Raw genomic sequence first — 17,549 nt, 5'->3', positions numbered from 1 at the left:
GCAATTCAGCGACCAAAGCAATCCGTTTGCTCTTGGCTCCCGATTGGGAGGGTCACGAAGGAAACACTTCGTGACGAGGGCACTCAACAAAAACAAGAAGCCCGAATCAATAATAAAAAGAGCACGCAACTACTTCTTGGGGAGCTTCGGCTCCCCTTGTAGTTTCTCCCTTCCGTGAAATCCCCCCGTTTTCCTCGCTCGACCCTTGTAGCTTGGGGCTTGCAGCTCATATCTGCCGCGTCCTACACCATCCCCCGACTAAATGCTAGAATCTGCGCCCATCATGCGGTCATTCTTTTGGTATGGCCGAACATTCCTTCAAACAGTGCATCCCATGCTGAAGAAGCTGTTCCAGTCATTCCGAACTCCCGTGCGTCGTACGCAACACATCCGCAGCACCCCTGAAGTGCTCAACAGCGGCCAACATTCGCTGCAGAAAACGCAGTTCAGCCGCTATGCGGTGAATATCGTCGAACGCCTGCAAGGTGCCGGTTACCAGGCTTATCTGGTCGGTGGTTGCGTGCGTGACATGCTGCTGGGCATCACGCCCAAGGACTTCGACGTCGCCACCAGTGCCACCCCCGAGCAGGTGCGTGCCGAATTCCGCAATGCGCGGATCATCGGCCGCCGGTTCAAGCTGGTGCACATCCATTTCGGTCGCGAAATCATTGAAGTCGCGACCTTCCGCGCCAATCACCCGGTCAACGAAGACGACGAAGACAGCAACCAGTCTTCGCGCAACGAGAGCGGGCGCATTCTGCGCGACAACGTCTACGGCACCCTGGAAGAGGACGCGCAACGTCGCGACTTCACCATCAACGCCCTGTATTACGACCCGGTCAGCGAGCGCATTCTCGATTACGCCAATGGCGTGCACGACATCCGCAATCACCTGATCCGCCTGATCGGCGACCCCAAGCAGCGTTACCAGGAAGACCCGGTGCGCATGCTGCGGGCCGTGCGTTTCGCCGCCAAGCTCAATTTCGGCATCGAGAAGCACACCGTGCAGCCGATCCGCGAACTGGCGCCGATGCTGCGCGAGATACCGTCGGCGCGGCTGTTCGAAGAAGTGCTCAAGCTGTTCCTCTCCGGCCACGGCGCGATCACCTTCGAAATGCTGGTCGACCTGCAACTGTTCGCGCCACTGTTCCCGGCCAGTGCCGAGGCGCTGGAATACAACCCCGAATATACGCACACGCTGATCAGCGAAGCACTGACCAACACCGACCTGCGCATCAAGCAGAACAAACCGGTAACTCCGGCGTTCCTCTTTGCCGCCCTGCTCTGGCCGGCGCTGCCGGCGCGCGTGTTGCGTCTGCAGGAACGTGGCATGCCGCCGATTCCGGCGATGCAGGAAGCCGCTCACGAACTGATTGCCGAGCAGTGCCAGCGCATCGCGATTCCGAAGCGCTTCACCATGCCGATCCGCGAAATCTGGGACATGCAGGAACGCCTGCCACGGCGCAGCGGCAAACGCGCCGATCTGTTGCTGGACAACCCGCGCTTCCGTGCCGGTTACGATTTCCTCCTGCTGCGTGAAAGCGCCGGCGAGGAGACCGATGGCCTCGGCGAATGGTGGACCGATTATCAGGACGCCAACGACAGCGAGCGTCGCGACATGATCCGCGACCTCAGCGGCAAGGGTGACGATGCCAGCGGTGCGCCACGCAAACGTCGCCGCAGCGGCGGTTCCAAGCGCAAGCGCGCCGGTGCTTCGAGCGCGACGGGCGAGTAAGCGATGGAACGCATCTACATCGGCCTGGGCAGCAACCTCGCTGACCCGGCCGACCAGTTGCGCAGCGCCATCGCGGCGCTGGGCCAATTGCCGCAGACACGTCTTGCCGGCGTTTCAGCCTTTTATCAAAGCGATTCGCTGCTGCCGGGCCAGCCGCGTTACACCAATGCCGTCGCCGCCCTCGACAGTTCGCTCGCACCGATCGAGCTGCTCGACGCTTTGCAAGCGATCGAAAACGCTCAGGGCCGCGAGCGTCTTGAGCGCTGGGGGCCTCGCACGCTGGATCTGGATATTCTGCTGTTCGGCGATCGCCTGATCGATGAGCCACGGCTGAAGGTCCCGCATTACCAGATTCAGGAGCGGGCGTTCGTTCTTTATCCCCTCGCTGAACTGGCACCGCAGGATCTGCGTCTCGCCGATGGCCGCACGCTGACAGACCTGCTGGCTGCCTGCGCGTTCGTCGGCCTTGAACGCCTCTCCCAGCCCTGACAAAAATCTTCTGTGAAATGTGGCTGTGTGGCGAGGGGATTTATCCCCGTTGGGTCGCGGAGCGGCCCCATGTTGTGTACAGCTTGGTCAGATTTAAGCCTGCTTCGCAGTCCAACGGGGATAAATCCCCTCGCCACAGGTCACCTGCCAATTTCCAGTTTTTGTCAGACAAAAATCCCCCGAATCAGGCCCGCCGCGCCGCTGAATCGCATCAGTAACGCCGGTAACACCGCCCGCGTAACAATGCGGTAACACACGCAATTGACTTCCTGTTGGCTCATCACGACTATAGGCGTCCCGCTGCCGCCAACCCGGCATGAACGGGCGCAATCCAGGCCTTTCAAAGCACGACACAAGACCGTGCGCCTGAGTAGATGAAGAATCACGCGCGTGACTCGCAGCAGTTTCCAGAGCGCCTGAACGAGGATTTTTTACATGCCAGCCATCACCCTGACCACGCTCCAGAGCCTCAAGCAGAAAGGTGAAAAAATCACCATGCTGACCTGCTATGACGCGACCTTCGCCCACGCCTGCAACGAGGCCGGTGTCGAAGTGCTGCTGGTCGGCGACTCCCTCGGCATGGTTCTGCAGGGTCATGACAGCACCCTGCCGGTGACCACGGCGGAAATGGCCTATCACGTCGCCAGCGTCAAGCGTGGCAATGGCGATGCCCTGATCCTCGCCGACCTGCCGTTCATGGCCAACGCCACCCTCGAACAGACTATGACCAACAGCGCCATGCTGATGCAGGCCGGCGCGCACATGGTCAAGGTCGAAGGTCAGCTGTGGCTGGCGGAGTCGATCCGTCTGCTCGCCGAGCGCGGTGTGCCGGTGTGTGCGCACATGGGCCTGACGCCGCAAGCGGTGAACATTCTCGGTGGCTATAAAGTGCAGGGCCGCAATGAGAACCAGGCGCGGCAGATGCGTGCCGATGCGATCGCGCTGGAGCAGGCCGGTGCGGCCATGCTGTTGCTTGAGTGCGTGCCGAGCGAACTGGCGGCAGAAATCAGCCAGGCCGTGGGCATTCCGGTGATCGGTATCGGTGCCGGCAACGCCACCGACGGCCAGGTACTGGTATTGCACGACATGCTCGGCCTGTCGATCACCGGCCGCGTACCCAAGTTCGTCAAGAACTTCATGCAAGGTCAGGACAGCATCCAGTCCGCGCTGAAGGCTTACGTCAGCGAAGTCAAAGCCACCACGTTTCCCGGCATCGAACACGGATTCTCTGCATGAACACCGTCAAAACCGTACGCGAACTGCGTGCCGCCGTCGCCCGCGCGCGCAGTGAAGGCAAGCGCATCGGCTTCGTGCCGACCATGGGCAACCTGCACAGCGGCCACGTCGCACTGATCACCAAAGCTACCCAGCGAGTCGATTTCGTGGTTGCGAGTATTTTCGTCAACCCGCTGCAATTCGGCGCCGGCGAAGACCTCGACAAATACCCGCGCACCCTCGCCGCCGATCAGGAAAAGCTCCTCGAAGCCGGTTGCGACCTGCTGTTTGCGCCGACGGTTGAAGAGATGTACCCGGACGGCATGGCCGGGCAAACCCGGGTCAGCGTGCCGCAATTGTCCGAAGGCCTGTGTGGCGCCAGCCGTCCGGGGCACTTCGAAGGTGTGGCGACGGTGGTCAGCAAGCTGTTCAACATGGTCCAGCCGGACCTGGCGATCTTCGGCCAGAAGGATTACCAGCAACTGGCGGTGATCCGCGCACTGGTGCATGACCTGAACATGCCGATCCAGATCATCGGCGAGCCGACCGTACGTGCTGCGGACGGCCTGGCGTTGTCATCGCGCAACGGCTTCCTCAATGAAGATCAGCGCGCCGTGGCGCCGGTGGTCTACCGCGTGCTGAGCACTATCGCCGAAGCGATCAAGCAAGGTGAGCGTGATTACCCGGCGTTGATCACTGCACAGTTGCAGGTGCTGGAAGCGGCGGGGCTGCGTCCGGACTATCTTGAAATCCGTCATGGCCTGACCTTGCGTCCGGCGACGGCGGAGGATCGCGATCTGGTGATTCTGGCAGCGGCGTTCCTCGGCACCACGCGGCTGATCGACAATCTGCACCTGAATCTCGATAGCCCGATTTAAGCAGCAACGAATTTTCCCTGTGGGAGCGAGCCTGCTCGCCAAGGCGGTGTATCAGCGACTTGTAAGTTGCCTGACACCACGCCTTCGCGAGCAGGCTCGCTCCCACAGGTGTTTTCGGCGCATGACGGTTGGGCGAAAGTGTTCCGGGCACCTCCGTTTGTCGGCCAGATTCCTCTGCGGATGTTAAAAAAGTACAGGGATCTGGTCAGACAAAGTCAAGACAGAACGCAGCGCGAGGTTTACTGTATTCGCCCTGTGTCCAGATCTCGTGTCGACGCAGTTGATCCCATGCGCTAAAAACCCGTGGTTGATCTGTACCGTGTTCAAAAGGCCGTTCAAGTAAAAAGGAAAACCGCAGCGATGGCGTACTACCGCACTCCTCACGACGTTACCGCTCTGCCCGCCTGGCAAGCGTTGAAAGATCACCGCCAAGCCATGCAGGATTTCAGCATGCGCGAAGCCTTCAACGCCGATCCGCAGCGTTTCAATCAGTTCACCCTCAGCAGCTGCGGTCTGTTTCTCGATTATTCGAAGAATTTGATCAACGCCGAGACCCGCAACCTGCTCGTGGGCCTGGCCAACGAAGTCGATCTGAAGGGCGCGATCAAAGCGCTGTTCGACGGCGAAATCGTCAACGCCTCCGAAGGCCGCCCGGCACTGCACACCGCCCTGCGCCGCCCGGTCGGCGACAAATTGTCGGTCAACGGCGTCAACGTGATGCCGGAAGTGCACAAGGTGCTGAACCAGATCACCGATCTGGTCGGCCGCATCCACGATGGCTTGTGGCGCGGTTACACCGAGAAGCCAATCACTGACGTGGTCAACATCGGCATCGGTGGTTCGTTCCTCGGTCCTGAGCTGGTCTCCGAAGCACTGCTGTCCTACGCGCAGAAAGGCGTACGTTGCCACTATCTGGCAAACATCGACGGCAGCGAATTCCACGAGCTGACGCAGAAACTGCGCGCCGAGACCACGTTGTTCATCGTTTCGTCGAAATCGTTCAACACCCTCGAAACCCTGAAGAACGCGCAGGCCGCCCGCGCCTGGTACCTGGCGCAGGGCGGCTCGGAAGCCGAGCTGTATCGCCACTTCATCGCTGTGTCAAGCAACAACGCCGCCGCTGTGGCTTTCGGGATTCGCGAAGAAAACATCTTCCCGATGTGGGACTGGGTCGGCGGGCGCTACTCGCTGTGGTCGGCGATCGGTTTGCCGATTGCGCTGGCCATCGGCATGTCCAACTTCAAGGAACTGCTGTCCGGTGCCTACACCATGGACCAGCATTTCCAGACCGCGCCGTTCGAACAGAACATGCCGGTGCTGCTGGCTCTGCTGGGCGTGTGGTACGGCAACTTCTGGGGTGCGCAGAGCCACGCGATCCTGCCGTACGACCACTACCTGCGCAACATCACCAAGCACTTGCAACAGCTGGACATGGAGTCCAATGGCAAGAGCGTGCGTCAGGACGGCACCTCGGTGTCGACCGATACCGGCCCGGTGATCTGGGGCGGCGTCGGCTGCAACGGTCAGCACGCTTATCACCAGTTGCTGCACCAGGGCACCCAACTGATCCCGGCCGACTTCATCGTGCCGATCGTCAGCTTCAACCCGGTTTCCGACCACCACCAGTGGCTGTACGCCAACTGCCTGTCGCAGAGCCAGGCGCTGATGCTCGGCAAGACCCTGCCGGAAGCTGAAGCCGAACTGCGCGACAAAGGCATCGGCGAAGACGACGTGCGCAAACTTGCGCCGCACAAGGTGATCCCGGGCAATCGTCCGAGCAACACCCTGGTGGTCGAACGCATCAGCCCGCGTCGCCTCGGCGCGCTGGTTGCGATGTATGAGCACAAAGTGTTCGTGCAAAGCGTGGTCTGGGGCATCAACGCCTTCGACCAGTGGGGTGTGGAACTGGGCAAGGAATTGGGCAAAGGCGTCTACAATCGCCTGGTCGGCAGCGACGAGACCGTGGCTGACGATGCCTCGACTCAAGGCCTGATCAACTACTTCCGTGGGCGTCATCGCGGCTGATAAAAGCCTTCGGGCACAACGCTGTTCCCCTGTGGGAGCGAGCCTGCTCGCGAAATCGGTGCGTCATTCAACACTGTGTTGACTGATCCGCCGCCTTCGCGAGCAAGCTCGCTCCCACAGTTGTTTTGGCGCATGACTTGAACCTGTGCAGCGCTCGGCGCATCTTTATTCGTGTCGCACCACAAGAATAAGGAACCGTCATGTTCGATATCAGCACGTTCCCCAAAGCCGATGCCGTGCGCCAGGCCGCTCAGTTGAGCCAGGACGAGTATCGGCGCCTGTACCGCGAATCGATTGAACACCCCAGCGCCTTCTGGGCCGAGCAGGCCACGCGTTTCCTCGATTGGAGCACGCCGTGGCAGACCGTTCAGCGCTATGACCTGAAGACCGGTGAAGCGGCCTGGTTTGCCGGCGGCAAGCTCAACGTCAGCTACAACTGCATCGACCGTCACCTCAAGCTCCGTGGCGAGCAGACCGCCCTGCTCTGGGAAGGCGACGATCCTGCCGAATCGGCGCAGATCACTTACAACAAACTCCATCACCACGTCTGCCGTCTGGCCAACGTACTGAAAAGCCGTGGCGTGAAGAAAGGCGATCGGGTGTGCATCTACATGCCGATGATCCCCGAAGCCGCCTACGCCATGCTCGCCTGCGCGCGAATCGGTGCGATCCATTCGGTAGTGTTTGGCGGATTTTCCCCGGATTCCTTGCGTGATCGAATCCTCGACGCCGACTGCCGTACCGTGATCACGGCCGATGAAGGCGTGCGCGGCGGCCGCTTCGTGCCGCTGAAAAACAACGTCGACAAAGCCCTGCAAAGTTGCCCGAACGTCAGCACCGTGGTGGTGGTCGAGCGCACTCAGGGCCAGGTCGATTGGGTCGAGGGCCGCGACCTGTGGTATCACCACGCGGTGCGCGAGGTCAGAGACGACTGCCCGCCGGAACCGATGGACGCTGAAGACCCGCTGTTCATCCTCTACACCTCCGGCAGCACCGGCAAACCCAAAGGCGTGCTGCACACCACCGGCGGCTATCTGCTGCAAGCAGCAATGACCTTCAAGTACGTGCTGGATTACCGCGACGGCGAAGTGTTCTGGTGCACCGCCGACGTCGGCTGGGTCACCGGCCACAGTTACATCGTCTACGGGCCGCTGGCCAACGGTGCGACCACACTGATGTTCGAAGGCGTGCCGAGCTACCCGAGCAGTTCGCGCTTCTGGCAGGTCATCGACAAGCACAAGGTCAACATTTTCTACACCGCACCGACCGCCCTGCGCGCGCTGATGCGCGAAGGTACCGGACCATTGAAGGAAACGTCGCGCGCCAGCCTCAGATTGCTCGGCAGCGTCGGTGAGCCGATCAACCCGGAAGCGTGGGAATGGTATTTTAATGCTGTCGGTGAACAGCGCTGCCCGATCGTCGACACCTGGTGGCAGACCGAAACCGGCGGCATCATGCTCAGCCCGCTGGTCAGCGCGCAACGGATCAAACCCGGCTGCGCGACGCAACCGATGTTTGGCGTGCAACCGGTGTTGCTTGACGAAGCCGGCAAGGAAATCAAAGGCGCCGGCAGTGGCGTGCTGGCGATCAAATCGAGCTGGCCGGCGCAGATTCGCAGCGTCTACGGCGATCCGCAGCGGATGATCGACACCTACTTCAAACCCTATCCCGGCTACTACTTCACCGGCGACGGCGCCCGCCGCGACGAGGACGGCGATTACTGGATCACCGGACGCATCGACGACGTGATCAACGTCTCCGGCCACCGCATCGGCACCGCCGAAGTGGAAAGCGCCCTGGTGCTGCACGACAGCATCGCCGAGGCCGCCGTGGTCGGTTATCCCCACGACGTCAAAGGCCAGGGCATCTACGCGTTCGTCACGCCAATGAACGGCACCGAGGCCAACGAAGAGCTGAAGAAAGACCTGCTGGCGCATGTCAGCAAGGAGATCGGCAGCTTCGCCAAACCGGACCTGATCCAGTGGGCGCCGGCATTGCCGAAGACCCGTTCGGGCAAGATCATGCGGCGGATTTTGCGCAAGATTGCCTGCAATGAGCTCGACAGCCTCGGCGATACTTCGACCCTGGCTGATCCGAGTGTGGTGCAGGACCTCGTCGACAAGCGGCTCAATACTTGAGAGCTACAAGTTTCTAGCTACAAGCTGCAAGCTAAAGCGGTCTGCGCAGCTTTTCGCTTTTAGCTTGCAGCTAGAAACTTGCCGCTTGTAGCGCCCCGACTGCTAAGCTTCGCGTTTTTTCAGCAAGGCGCCCGCATGTCTTCCTTGAATCAGGCGCTGCGCGCCGCCCTCGATCAACGCCAGGACCTGCTCGCTGCGCTGCACAGCCAGGGCACCGATTGCTATCGGCTGTTCCACGGTAGCCAGGAAGGTGCCGGCGGCCTGACCATCGACCGCTACGGCCCGCAACTGCTGGTGCAGAGTTTTCATCAGACGCTCGAACGTGATGATCTGCTGCAACTGCACGCCATGGTCAACCAGACCCTGGGCTTCGACAGCCTGCTGGTCTACAACGACCGCTCCCGTGGCAACTCGCGGATCGATCGCGAGGACAGCGTCTATAAAGCCGATGACGCCGCACTGGCGGATCTGGTCGGGCATGAATGGGGCCTGAACTACCGCGTGCGTGGGCGTCATGCCGGGCAGGATCCGCTGCTGTTCCTCGACCTGCGCAACACCCGTGGCTGGGTCAAGGATCATGCGCAAGGCAAAAGCGTGCTCAACCTGTTTGCCTACACCTGCGGCGTTGGCCTCAGTGCGGCGGCCGGCGGTGCACGTGAGGTGTGCAACCTCGATTTTGCCGAGGGCAATCTGGCGGTCGGTCGCGAGAATGGTTTGCTCAACCCGCAACTGCCGCCGATGCAATTCATTCAGTCCGATTACTTCCCGGCGATCCGTCAGCTTGCTGGCCTGCCGATCAGCGTGCGGCGCGGGCAGAAGTTGCCGAGCTATCAGCGCCTCGAACAGCGCCAATACGATCTGGTCCTGCTCGATCCGCCGGCGTGGGCCAAAAGTGCGTTCGGCACCGTCGATTTGCTGCGCGATTATCAGAGCCTGCTCAAACCGGCCCTGCTGACCACGGCTGACAACGGCGTGCTGATCTGCTGCAACAACCTGGCGAAAGTCAGCATGGACGACTGGCGCGAACAAGTGCTGCGCTGCGCTGAAAAGGCCGGCCGCCCGGTGCGCGAATGGAGCGTGATGACCCCGGGTGCCGACTTCCCCTCGCGGGACCAGCAGCCACCGTTGAAGACGCTGATCTTGCAGCTGTGATCCCTCCGGCATGAGCGATTACATTCCCCTGTGCGAGCGAGCCTGCTCGCGAAGGCGCAGTGTCAGTCGACTTGTTTTTCACTGAACCAGCGCATTCGCGAGCAGGCTCGCTCCCACAAGGGAGATCTGTTCCTACAGAAATTTCTGAACAATCCTGTCCCACATCAAGCACTTCGGAACCAGAATCGCGTGCCATACTCCAAGGCACTCCGATTCAGACAGATGAAGCCGCACATGCCCAAAGGATTGATTCGCGCGATTGGCGCACTGCTGACAGCCCTGGCCCTCTACAGCCTGCTGGGGTTTCTGATCCTGCCGGGCATTGCCTTGCGCGTGGCCAACCAGCAACTGGCCAACTACGCCACGGTGCCGGCGCATCTGCAGCGTATCGAACTCAACCCCTTCAGCCTTGAGGTCACCCTGTGGGGCCTGATCATCGGCGAACCGGGCAAGGAGCAGGTCGGCTTCGATCGCCTCTATGCCAACCTGCAAATCGACAGCCTGTGGACCAAAGCGCTGCATCTGTCCGACATCGAACTGGACAAACCCAAAAGCGAAATCCTCTTCGCCAAGGACGGCAAGCTCAACCTGCTCGGCCTGTTCAACCTGCCGCCGAGCGAGCCGACACCCGCCGATCTCGACGCCAAGCCATTCCCGCTGCGTATCGACAACATCAAACTGGCCGGCGGCGTGGTGCATTTCGAGGATATGCGGCCCAGTGAGCCGATCGAATTTCTTTACGACGACCTCAGTTTCGAGCTGAAAAACCTCAGCACCCTGCCCGAGGACAGCGCCGACATGACCCTCGTCGCCATCGGCCCCGCTGGCGGGCGGATCGACTGGACCGGCAATTTCAGCCTGATCCCGTTCACCTCCGAAGGCACTCTGAAAGTCACCGATGGCCAGATGAAATCCTTCTGGCCCTACGTGCGCGACGCCGTGCCGCTGGTGCTGGAAAACGGCGTGGTCAGCCTCAGCACCGAGTACAAACTCAACCTGTCGAAACAGACCGAACTGCTGCTGAACAACGTCGCGGTGAGCATTGCGCCATTCGCCATCAAGGCTCCGGACGGACGTCCGCTGGCCAGGCTCGAACGCCTCGACGTCAGCGACACCTCGCTGGACCTGGCCAAGCAGCAAGTGGTGGTCGGCAAGATCCGCAGCAACAAACTGGAAACTTGGGCGGCGCTGGAAGCCGACGGCCAACTGGACTGGCAGAAGCTGTTCGCCAGCCAACCGTCGAAACCGGCGGCCAAAGCCGCTGCCGAACCTACGGATACACCGGCCGCCGCCGACTCGCCGAAACCTGAGCCAAGCGCCCCGAGCAAGCCATGGCAGGTGCTGGTCAAGGATGTGCAACTGCGCAACTACACGGTCCATCTCGCCGACCGCTCGGCGCAACCGGCGGTGGCGCTGGACATCACCCCGCTGAACGTCGACCTGCAGGATTTCGACAGCCTCAACGGCTCGCCTTTCAAGCTCAAGCTCGACAGCGGTCTGGGCAAGCAAGGCAAGATCAGCGCAGACGGCACGGTCAATCTGGCCCCGGTCAACGCGCAGCTCAACGTGAAAACCGAGGACGTCGACCTGCGTGTCGCGCAGTCCTACATCAACCCGTTCATTCGCCTGGAACTGCGCAGCGGCATGCTCGGCAGTGACCTCAAGGTCAACCTGAAGAGCACCGAGCCACTGGCCCTCAGCGTCACCGGCCGCGCGCAGATCGATCAACTGCACACCCTCGATACGCTGAAGACCCGCGACTTCCTCAAATGGCAGCAAGTCGTGGTCGACGGCATCAATTATCAGCACGGCGACAGCCTGTCGATCGACAAGGTCAACCTGTTGCAGCCGTATGTGCGCTTCATGATCAACGACGATCGCACCACCAACGTCGACGACCTGCTGATCCCGCAACCGGCCGACAGCGGTGCAAAAAGCACCGCAGCCAAACCGGCCGGCAAGGACAAACCACTGGGCATTCACATCGGTGCGATTGCGATCAACGACGGCTCGGCCAACTTCGCCGACTTCAGCCTGACACCGAATTTCGCCACCGCCGTGCAGCAGCTCAACGGTCAGATCGGCACCATCGACAGCCGTCAGGCAAAACCGGCCAGCGTCGACATCAAAGGCAAGGTCGACCGTTATGCGCCGGTGACCATCAAGGGGGCGGTCAATCCGTTCGACCCGAGGGCCAGCCTCGACATCGCCACCAGTTTCAAGCGCGTCGAGCTAACCACCCTGACGCCCTACTCCGGCAAGTTCGCCGGCTACCGCATCCGCAAGGGCCGGCTCAACCTTGATCTGCACTACCTGATCACCAAAGGCCAACTGAAAGCCGAGAACAAAGTCGTCGTCGAGCAGCTGCAACTGGGCGAGAAGGTCGACAGCCCTGATGCAGTAAGTTTGCCGCTGAAACTGGCGATCGCCCTGCTCAAGGACGTCGACGGCAAGATTTCCATCGAATTGCCAGTGACCGGCGACCTGAATAATCCACAGTTCAGCGTGATGCCGATCGTCTGGCAGACCCTGCGCAATTTGATCGTCAAAGCGGCCGCCGCACCGTTCAAGATGATCGGCGGGCTGGTCAGTGGCGGCGGCTCCGAAGACCTCGGCACGGTGTCCTTCGCGCCGGGCTCCAGCGATCTGAGCAAAGACGCCGAAGCGGCGCTGGTGAAACTGTCGCAGGCACTCAAGGAACGTCCGGCGCTGCGCCTGGAAATCGAAGGCACTGCCGCGAAGAGCAGTGATGGGCCACTGCTCGCCGAGCAACGTCTGGAACGCGAATATCAGTACAACTACTACAAGATGCTCCAGCGCCGTGGCGACAAGGTCCCGGCCCAGGCCTCGCTGCTGCAAGTGCCCGAAGGCGAGAAAGGCGCGTTGCTCGAAGGCATCTACCGCACCCGCCTGAAAACCCAGCCACCGGCAGAATGGAAAGACCTCGGCAAGGAAGAACGCACGGCGAAAATGCGCCAGGGCGTGATCGCGTTCTGGAGTGGCAGCGAGGTGCTGTTGCGCCAGTTGGGCCAGGATCGCGCCAGCAACATCAAGGATTACCTGGTCGACAAGGGCAAGCTCGAGGATGACCGCGTGTATTTCATCGACGCCAACCTCGGCGAGGCCGAAAGCGATGGCCGCGTGGTCACGCAAATGCACCTGGATGCAGAATGACCGTGCGTAACTGGCTGGCTGTGCTCGCGCTGACGTGCGCCGCCGGCCACGCGTCGGCTTCGGATACATTGCGCTGCGGCAGCCAGTTGATCAGCCTCGGCGACCGCGCCAGCGAAGTGCTGCAAAAATGTGGCGAGCCGGTCAGTCGCGATGTGCTCGGCTACAAGCGCAGCGCCAATCGCCGCGAAGAGTTTCAGGTCGAGGAATGGACCTACGGCCCGAACAACGGCATGTACCAGTACCTGCGCTTCGAAGGTAATCGCCTGCGGCAGATCAACAGCAAACGCGGTAACTGAGAAGAGCAAAAGATCGCAGCCTTCGGCAGCTCCTACATTTGGAATGCATTTCCCTGTAGGAGCTGCCGAAGGCTGCGATCTTTTGATTCTCCAAATAGAACAGGCCCCGACACAAGTGCCGGGGCCTGTAATGGTCACATCCGTGTGACCGTTCGCATGAACTCTAAAGTTGCGGCAGACGTATTGCTCGGCCCGTCTGTCGCGTCTTCTCCCGGTTCAGGCGAGAAGTCTTGCCTTACTCGGCTTTCAGGCCGTCAGCGGAGACCGCTTTAACGCCTTTGATTTTCTTGGCAATGCCTACGGCGACTTCTTTCTGCGACTCGGTTACCGCAGTGGTCGACGACAGGGAAACTACACCCTTGTTGGTTTCAACTTTGATGTCGGTGCCTGGAATGCCTTTTTCGGTAACCAGGTCAGCTTTGACCTTGGTGGTGATCCAGGTGTCGCTGGTATCTTGTTTCATTTCGGTAACTTCACCGGCAGCCAGAACCATTGGCGCTTGGGTAGCCTGAGCGGACTGGGCGAAAGCGCCACCAGCCATGGTCAGGGTCAGAGCGGTAGCAGCGGCAGTGATAGCGAACTTCTTCATACGAGTAACTCCTGTTTTTACTGGAAGTCTGCTGTAACGCTTGTCAGCAGGGTTACCGGAGATATTGCGAACGCTGTGCCAACTTTTTCTGGCATGCAAATTCGTTTAAAAACAACGAGTTAAGAAAACAGGCTATTTTCGTTTTCATGCAAAATGCATGACGTGCGTGAAAATCACATGCAAGTTGCGGTTTTTTGGAAAGTTCATAAGCTGCTGAAATTATTGGAGCTTTTAAAAACCGTTGCGTAATAAAAAGCTCCGCAATTGCGGAGCTTTTTAAGTTGCAGGTGCGTGTCAAACGCCCGGGCAGCTCGTAGTTGTATATTCTTTCGAGCCGGAGAACTTACAGGTCCAGCCAGTGGTAGGACTGCGTGTCAGCGTTACGGTCTGGCCGAGAACAGGCGCTGGAGCGTTGAGCAGCGTACAAGTAATAGTACCCGTCCCATCGGCGACTTTTCCGGATGCCGCCAACGTGCAATTCTGCGTGGCCGCTGTGCCGCCGTTCACGTTGGTAATGCTCGGGTCAGTCGATCCGGCATTGATCACGTCTTCAAAATTGACCTTAAGAGCTGATGCTTCCGCAATCCCAGCGGTCACCTTCGACCGCGCCTGATACTTCGAATACTGAGGCAGGGCGATAGTCGCCAGAATGCCGATGATCGCCACGACGATCAGCAGCTCGATCAATGTGAAACCTTGTTGTTTTTTCATAGACACGCTCCATGCATGAGTCGAAATCTCATGATCTGAACAAGGCTCAGCACAGCCCATGCCAACGCCTTTCAGGCCCCGCCTGCTGGGCGCGCGCAATTTTCTGCGCCGTTTCCTACAACCCGCAACCGCACTATCTGACACTTTTTGTCACCTGCACCGGCCGTGTTTGGCGCTGTCACTTGACTAGGCTATAAGTCATGAACGGCAAGCGTGCGGAATCCCCATGAATGACATCGCTCTGAGCGGTCTGGCCAAGCAATTGGTCCAGGCCGAACTGCTCACGGAAACAAGTGCCCGGCAATCCTGGGCGCAGGCCCAGCGCAATCGCGTCTCGCTGGTCAATTACCTGGTACACAACAAACTGGTCAACAGCCGGCAGATCGCCGAGATCGCTTCCGAACATTTCGGCATGGCCCTGCTCGATCTGCATTGCCTCGACAAGGAGACTCAGCCCAAGGGGCTGGTCAGTGAAAAACTGGTTCGTCAGCACTGCGCCCTGCCCTTGTGGCGGCGCGGTAACAAATTGTTCGTGGGCCTTTCCGACCCGAGCAATCAGCAGGCGATCAGCGACATCCAGTTCAGCACCGGCCTGAGCACCGAAGCGATTCTGGTCGAGGACGACAAACTCAGCGACGCCATCGACAAGTTCTTCGACAGCCACGCCTCGGGTCTGGAAGAAATGGCCGATGTCGATCTCGACGGCCTCGACGTCGAGTCCATTGATGACAACAAACAGGACGTGATCGGCGGCCTCGATGCCGACGATGCCCCGGTCGTGCGCTTCGTGCACAAGATGCTGCTCGATGCGATCAAGAGTGGCTCTTCCGACCTGCATTTCGAGCCGTACGAAAAAAACTACCGGGTGCGCATGCGCACCGACGGCATGCTGCGCGAGGTGGCCAAGCCGCCGATCCAGTTGGCCGGGCGTATTGCCGCACGTTTGAAGGTCATGGCCAGTCTGGATATTTCCGAACGACGCAAACCCCAGGACGGGCGGATCAAGATGCGCCTGTCGAAAAGCAAATCCATCGATTTTCGCGTCAACACCTTGCCGACCCTGTGGGGCGAAAAAGTGGTGATCCGGATCCTCGACCCGTCCAGTGCGCAGATGGGCATCGATGCGCTGGGCTACGAGGCCGAACAAAAAGCCTTGTACCTCGCCGCGCTGAAACAGCCGCAAGGGATGATTCTGGTCACCGGCCCCACCGGCTCCGGTAAAACCGTGTCGCTGTACACCGGGCTGAACATCCTCAACACCGTCGACATCAATATTTCCACCGCCGAAGACCCGGTGGAAATCAACATGGAAGGCATCAATCAGGTCAACGTCAATCCCCGCCAAGGGCTGGACTTTGCCCAGGCGCTGCGCTCGTTTCTGCGTCAGGACCCGGACGTCATCATGGTCGGCGAGATCCGCGATCTGGAAACCGCCGAGATCGCGATCAAGGCCGCGCAGACCGGCCACCTGGTGCTGTCGACCCTGCACACCAACAGCGCGGCGGAAACCCTCACGCGCCTGCACAACATGGGCATTCCCGGTTTCAACATTGCCACCTCGGTCAGCCTGATCATCGCCCAGCGTCTGGCGCGCAAATTGTGCGCGCACTGCAAGCGGCCGCTGGAAATCCCGCACGAAACCTTGCTCAAGGAAGGCTTCCCCGAGGAACGCATCGGCCATTTCACGATCTACGAGCCGGTCGGTTGCGATCACTGCAACGGCGGTTACAAAGGACGCGTGGGGATTTATGAAGTGGTAAAGAACACACCGGACCTGCAACGGTTGATCATGGCCGAAGGCAATTCGCTGGAAATCGACATTCAGATGCGCCGCGACGGTTTCGCCGATCTGCGCACCTCCGGGCTGCACAAGGCCATGCAAGGCATCACCAGCCTTGAGGAAATCAACCGGGTCACCAAGGATTGAACATGGCGGTCAAGGCAGCGAAAGTCAGCGTTTACGCCTGGGAAGGCACGGACCGCAAAGGCAGTAAAGTCAGCGGCGAGTTGAGCGGGCAGAACCCCGCACTGATCAAGGCGCAGCTGCGCAAACAAGGGATCAACCCGGGCAAGGTGCGCAAGAAATCCGCGTCCCTGCTGAGCTGGGGCAAACGCATCAAACCGCAGGACATCGCCCTGTTCACCCGGCAGATGGCAACGATGATGAAGGCCGGCGTGCCGCTGTTGCAGTCCTTCGACATCATCGGCGAGGGCTTCGAAAACCCGGCCATGCGCAAGCTGGTCGACGAGGTCAAACAGGAGGTCGCCGCCGGTAACAGCTTCGCCACGGCCCTGCGCAAGAAGCCGCAATACTTCGACGAGTTGTACTGCAACCTGGTCGACGCCGGCGAACAGTCTGGTGCCCTCGACACTTTGCTCGAACGGGTCGCGACCTATAAGGAAAAAAGCGAAGCGCTCAAGGCCAAGATCAAGAAGGCCATGACCTACCCCACCGCCGTGGTGCTGGTGGCGGCGGTGGTGACCGGCATTCTGCTGGTCAAGGTGGTGCCGCAGTTCCAGTCGGTATTCTCCGGGTTCGGCGCCGAACTGCCGGGCTTCACCCTGATGATCATCAGCCTGTCGGAATTCATGCAGCAGTGGTGGTGGGCGATTCTGTTTGCACTGGTGGCAGCGTTTTTCGGCACTCGTCACGCGCTGAAGACCTCGCAGGCCCTGCGCGACCGGCGCGATGCCTGGCTGCTGAAGCTGCCGCTGGTAGGCACCTTGATGTACAAGTCCGCCGTCGCCCGCTTTGCCCGCACCCTGTCGACCACTTTCGCCGCCGGGGTGCCATTGGTGGAAGCGCTGGATTCGGTCGCCGGCGCCACCGGCAACGTGGTGTTCAAGCGCGCGGTGCTGCGCGTGCGGCAGGACGTCTCGACCGGCATGCAGCTCAATTTCTCCATGCGCAGCACCGGTGTGTTTCCCAATATGGCGGTGCAGATGACCGCCATCGGCGAGGAATCGGGCGCGCTGGATGACATGCTCGACAAGGTCGCCGGTTTTTATGAAGCGGAAGTCGATAACATGGTCGACAACCTCACCAGCCTGATGGAGCCGTTCATCATGGTGGTGCTGGGGGTCATCGTCGGTGGACTGGTGGTGGCCATGTACCTGCCGATCTTCCAACTCGGCTCAGCGATCTGA

General features: G+C 60.3%; 13 protein-coding genes. 11 read left to right on the top strand and 2 right to left on the bottom strand.

Annotated elements, in window-relative coordinates:
• The first annotated feature begins 334 nt into the window (after positions 1-334).
• The 9 genes from D8U60_RS22440 to D8U60_RS22400 all read left to right on the top strand — a co-directional run bounded on the left by D8U60_RS22440 (position 335) and on the right by D8U60_RS22400 (position 13,102).
• The gene (locus tag D8U60_RS22440) at positions 335-1,735 is read left to right on the top strand and encodes a polynucleotide adenylyltransferase PcnB (protein ID WP_016773164.1); all 1,401 of its coding nucleotides are present in this window, start codon (positions 335-337) and stop codon (positions 1,733-1,735) included.
• Positions 1,736-1,738: 3 nt separating this feature from the next.
• A complete protein-coding gene (folK, locus tag D8U60_RS22435; RefSeq protein WP_122881699.1) occupies positions 1,739-2,224 on the top strand; it encodes a 2-amino-4-hydroxy-6-hydroxymethyldihydropteridine diphosphokinase in 486 nt (161 codons plus the stop codon).
• Positions 2,225-2,659: 435 nt separating this feature from the next.
• Positions 2,660-3,460: a 3-methyl-2-oxobutanoate hydroxymethyltransferase gene (panB, locus tag D8U60_RS22430; protein WP_016773162.1), complete on the top strand. Its 801-nt coding sequence runs from the start codon at positions 2,660-2,662 to the stop codon at positions 3,458-3,460.
• Complete coding sequence (gene panC, locus D8U60_RS22425; protein ID WP_130900971.1) at positions 3,457-4,317, top strand: pantoate--beta-alanine ligase; 861 nt, start codon at positions 3,457-3,459, stop codon at positions 4,315-4,317. Before panB ends, panC begins: the two co-directional genes overlap by 4 nt.
• A 360-nt stretch (positions 4,318-4,677) precedes the next feature.
• On the top strand, positions 4,678-6,342 hold the full coding sequence (gene pgi, locus D8U60_RS22420) for a glucose-6-phosphate isomerase (protein ID WP_130900970.1): 1,665 nt from the start codon (positions 4,678-4,680) through the stop codon (positions 6,340-6,342).
• A gap of 200 nt (positions 6,343-6,542) precedes the next feature.
• Entirely contained in the window at positions 6,543-8,480 is a 1,938-nt protein-coding gene (gene acs / locus D8U60_RS22415) for an acetate--CoA ligase (RefSeq protein ID WP_130900969.1), read from the top strand.
• Positions 8,481-8,615: 135 nt separating this feature from the next.
• Positions 8,616-9,632, top strand: a complete 1,017-nt coding sequence (locus tag D8U60_RS22410) for a class I SAM-dependent methyltransferase (RefSeq protein WP_110603185.1) — start codon at positions 8,616-8,618, stop codon at positions 9,630-9,632.
• A 222-nt stretch (positions 9,633-9,854) separates the two neighbouring features.
• Positions 9,855-12,806, top strand: coding sequence for a DUF748 domain-containing protein (locus D8U60_RS22405; protein WP_130900968.1), 2,952 nt, complete (start codon positions 9,855-9,857; stop codon positions 12,804-12,806).
• Positions 12,803-13,102 (top strand): DUF2845 domain-containing protein, encoded by a 300-nt coding sequence (locus tag D8U60_RS22400; protein WP_039761633.1) that lies wholly within the window; start codon positions 12,803-12,805, stop codon positions 13,100-13,102. Before D8U60_RS22405 ends, D8U60_RS22400 begins: the two co-directional genes overlap by 4 nt.
• A 235-nt stretch (positions 13,103-13,337) precedes the next feature.
• On the opposite strand, the gene D8U60_RS22395 is transcribed toward D8U60_RS22400, so the two are convergent.
• Positions 13,338-13,691 carry a BON domain-containing protein gene (locus D8U60_RS22395; protein ID WP_016773155.1) on the bottom strand — a complete coding sequence of 118 codons (354 nt, stop codon included), beginning with the start codon at positions 13,689-13,691 and terminating at the stop codon, positions 13,338-13,340.
• Between the two features lie 294 nt (positions 13,692-13,985).
• On the bottom strand, positions 13,986-14,402 hold the full coding sequence (locus tag D8U60_RS22390) for a pilin (RefSeq protein WP_056790436.1): 417 nt from the start codon (positions 14,400-14,402) through the stop codon (positions 13,986-13,988).
• 226 nt (positions 14,403-14,628) lie between these two features.
• Here D8U60_RS22390 and pilB point away from each other — a divergent pair, with 226 nt between their 5' ends.
• Both pilB and D8U60_RS22380 read left to right on the top strand, forming a co-directional pair.
• The gene (gene pilB / locus D8U60_RS22385) at positions 14,629-16,329 is read left to right on the top strand and encodes a type IV-A pilus assembly ATPase PilB (RefSeq protein WP_056790439.1); all 1,701 of its coding nucleotides are present in this window, start codon (positions 14,629-14,631) and stop codon (positions 16,327-16,329) included.
• Between the two features lie 2 nt (positions 16,330-16,331).
• Complete coding sequence (locus D8U60_RS22380) at positions 16,332-17,549, top strand: type II secretion system F family protein (protein WP_130900967.1); 1,218 nt, start codon at positions 16,332-16,334, stop codon at positions 17,547-17,549.

Source organism: Pseudomonas sp. Sample_11, assembly GCF_004307505.1.
Taxonomy (GTDB): Bacteria; Pseudomonadota; Gammaproteobacteria; order Pseudomonadales; family Pseudomonadaceae; genus Aquipseudomonas; species Aquipseudomonas atacamensis.
This window is presented reverse-complemented; position numbering and strand designations above follow the sequence as displayed.

What these genes read in the sequence shown, in the direction of transcription:
- D8U60_RS22440 (WP_016773164.1), top strand. Translation starts at nt 335, where the DNA reads ATGCTGAAGAAGCTGTTCCAGTCATTCCGAACTCCCGTGCGTCGTACG.
- folK (WP_122881699.1), top strand. Translation starts at nt 1,739, where the DNA reads ATGGAACGCATCTACATCGGCCTGGGCAGCAACCTCGCTGACCCGGCC.
- panB (WP_016773162.1), top strand. Translation starts at nt 2,660, where the DNA reads ATGCCAGCCATCACCCTGACCACGCTCCAGAGCCTCAAGCAGAAAGGT.
- panC (WP_130900971.1), top strand. Translation starts at nt 3,457, where the DNA reads ATGAACACCGTCAAAACCGTACGCGAACTGCGTGCCGCCGTCGCCCGC.
- pgi (WP_130900970.1), top strand. Translation starts at nt 4,678, where the DNA reads ATGGCGTACTACCGCACTCCTCACGACGTTACCGCTCTGCCCGCCTGG.
- acs (WP_130900969.1), top strand. Translation starts at nt 6,543, where the DNA reads ATGTTCGATATCAGCACGTTCCCCAAAGCCGATGCCGTGCGCCAGGCC.
- D8U60_RS22410 (WP_110603185.1), top strand. Translation starts at nt 8,616, where the DNA reads ATGTCTTCCTTGAATCAGGCGCTGCGCGCCGCCCTCGATCAACGCCAG.
- D8U60_RS22405 (WP_130900968.1), top strand. Translation starts at nt 9,855, where the DNA reads ATGAAGCCGCACATGCCCAAAGGATTGATTCGCGCGATTGGCGCACTG.
- D8U60_RS22400 (WP_039761633.1), top strand. Translation starts at nt 12,803, where the DNA reads ATGACCGTGCGTAACTGGCTGGCTGTGCTCGCGCTGACGTGCGCCGCC.
- D8U60_RS22395 (WP_016773155.1), bottom strand. Translation starts at nt 13,691, where the DNA reads ATGAAGAAGTTCGCTATCACTGCCGCTGCTACCGCTCTGACCCTGACC.
- D8U60_RS22390 (WP_056790436.1), bottom strand. Translation starts at nt 14,402, where the DNA reads ATGAAAAAACAACAAGGTTTCACATTGATCGAGCTGCTGATCGTCGTG.
- pilB (WP_056790439.1), top strand. Translation starts at nt 14,629, where the DNA reads ATGAATGACATCGCTCTGAGCGGTCTGGCCAAGCAATTGGTCCAGGCC.
- D8U60_RS22380 (WP_130900967.1), top strand. Translation starts at nt 16,332, where the DNA reads ATGGCGGTCAAGGCAGCGAAAGTCAGCGTTTACGCCTGGGAAGGCACG.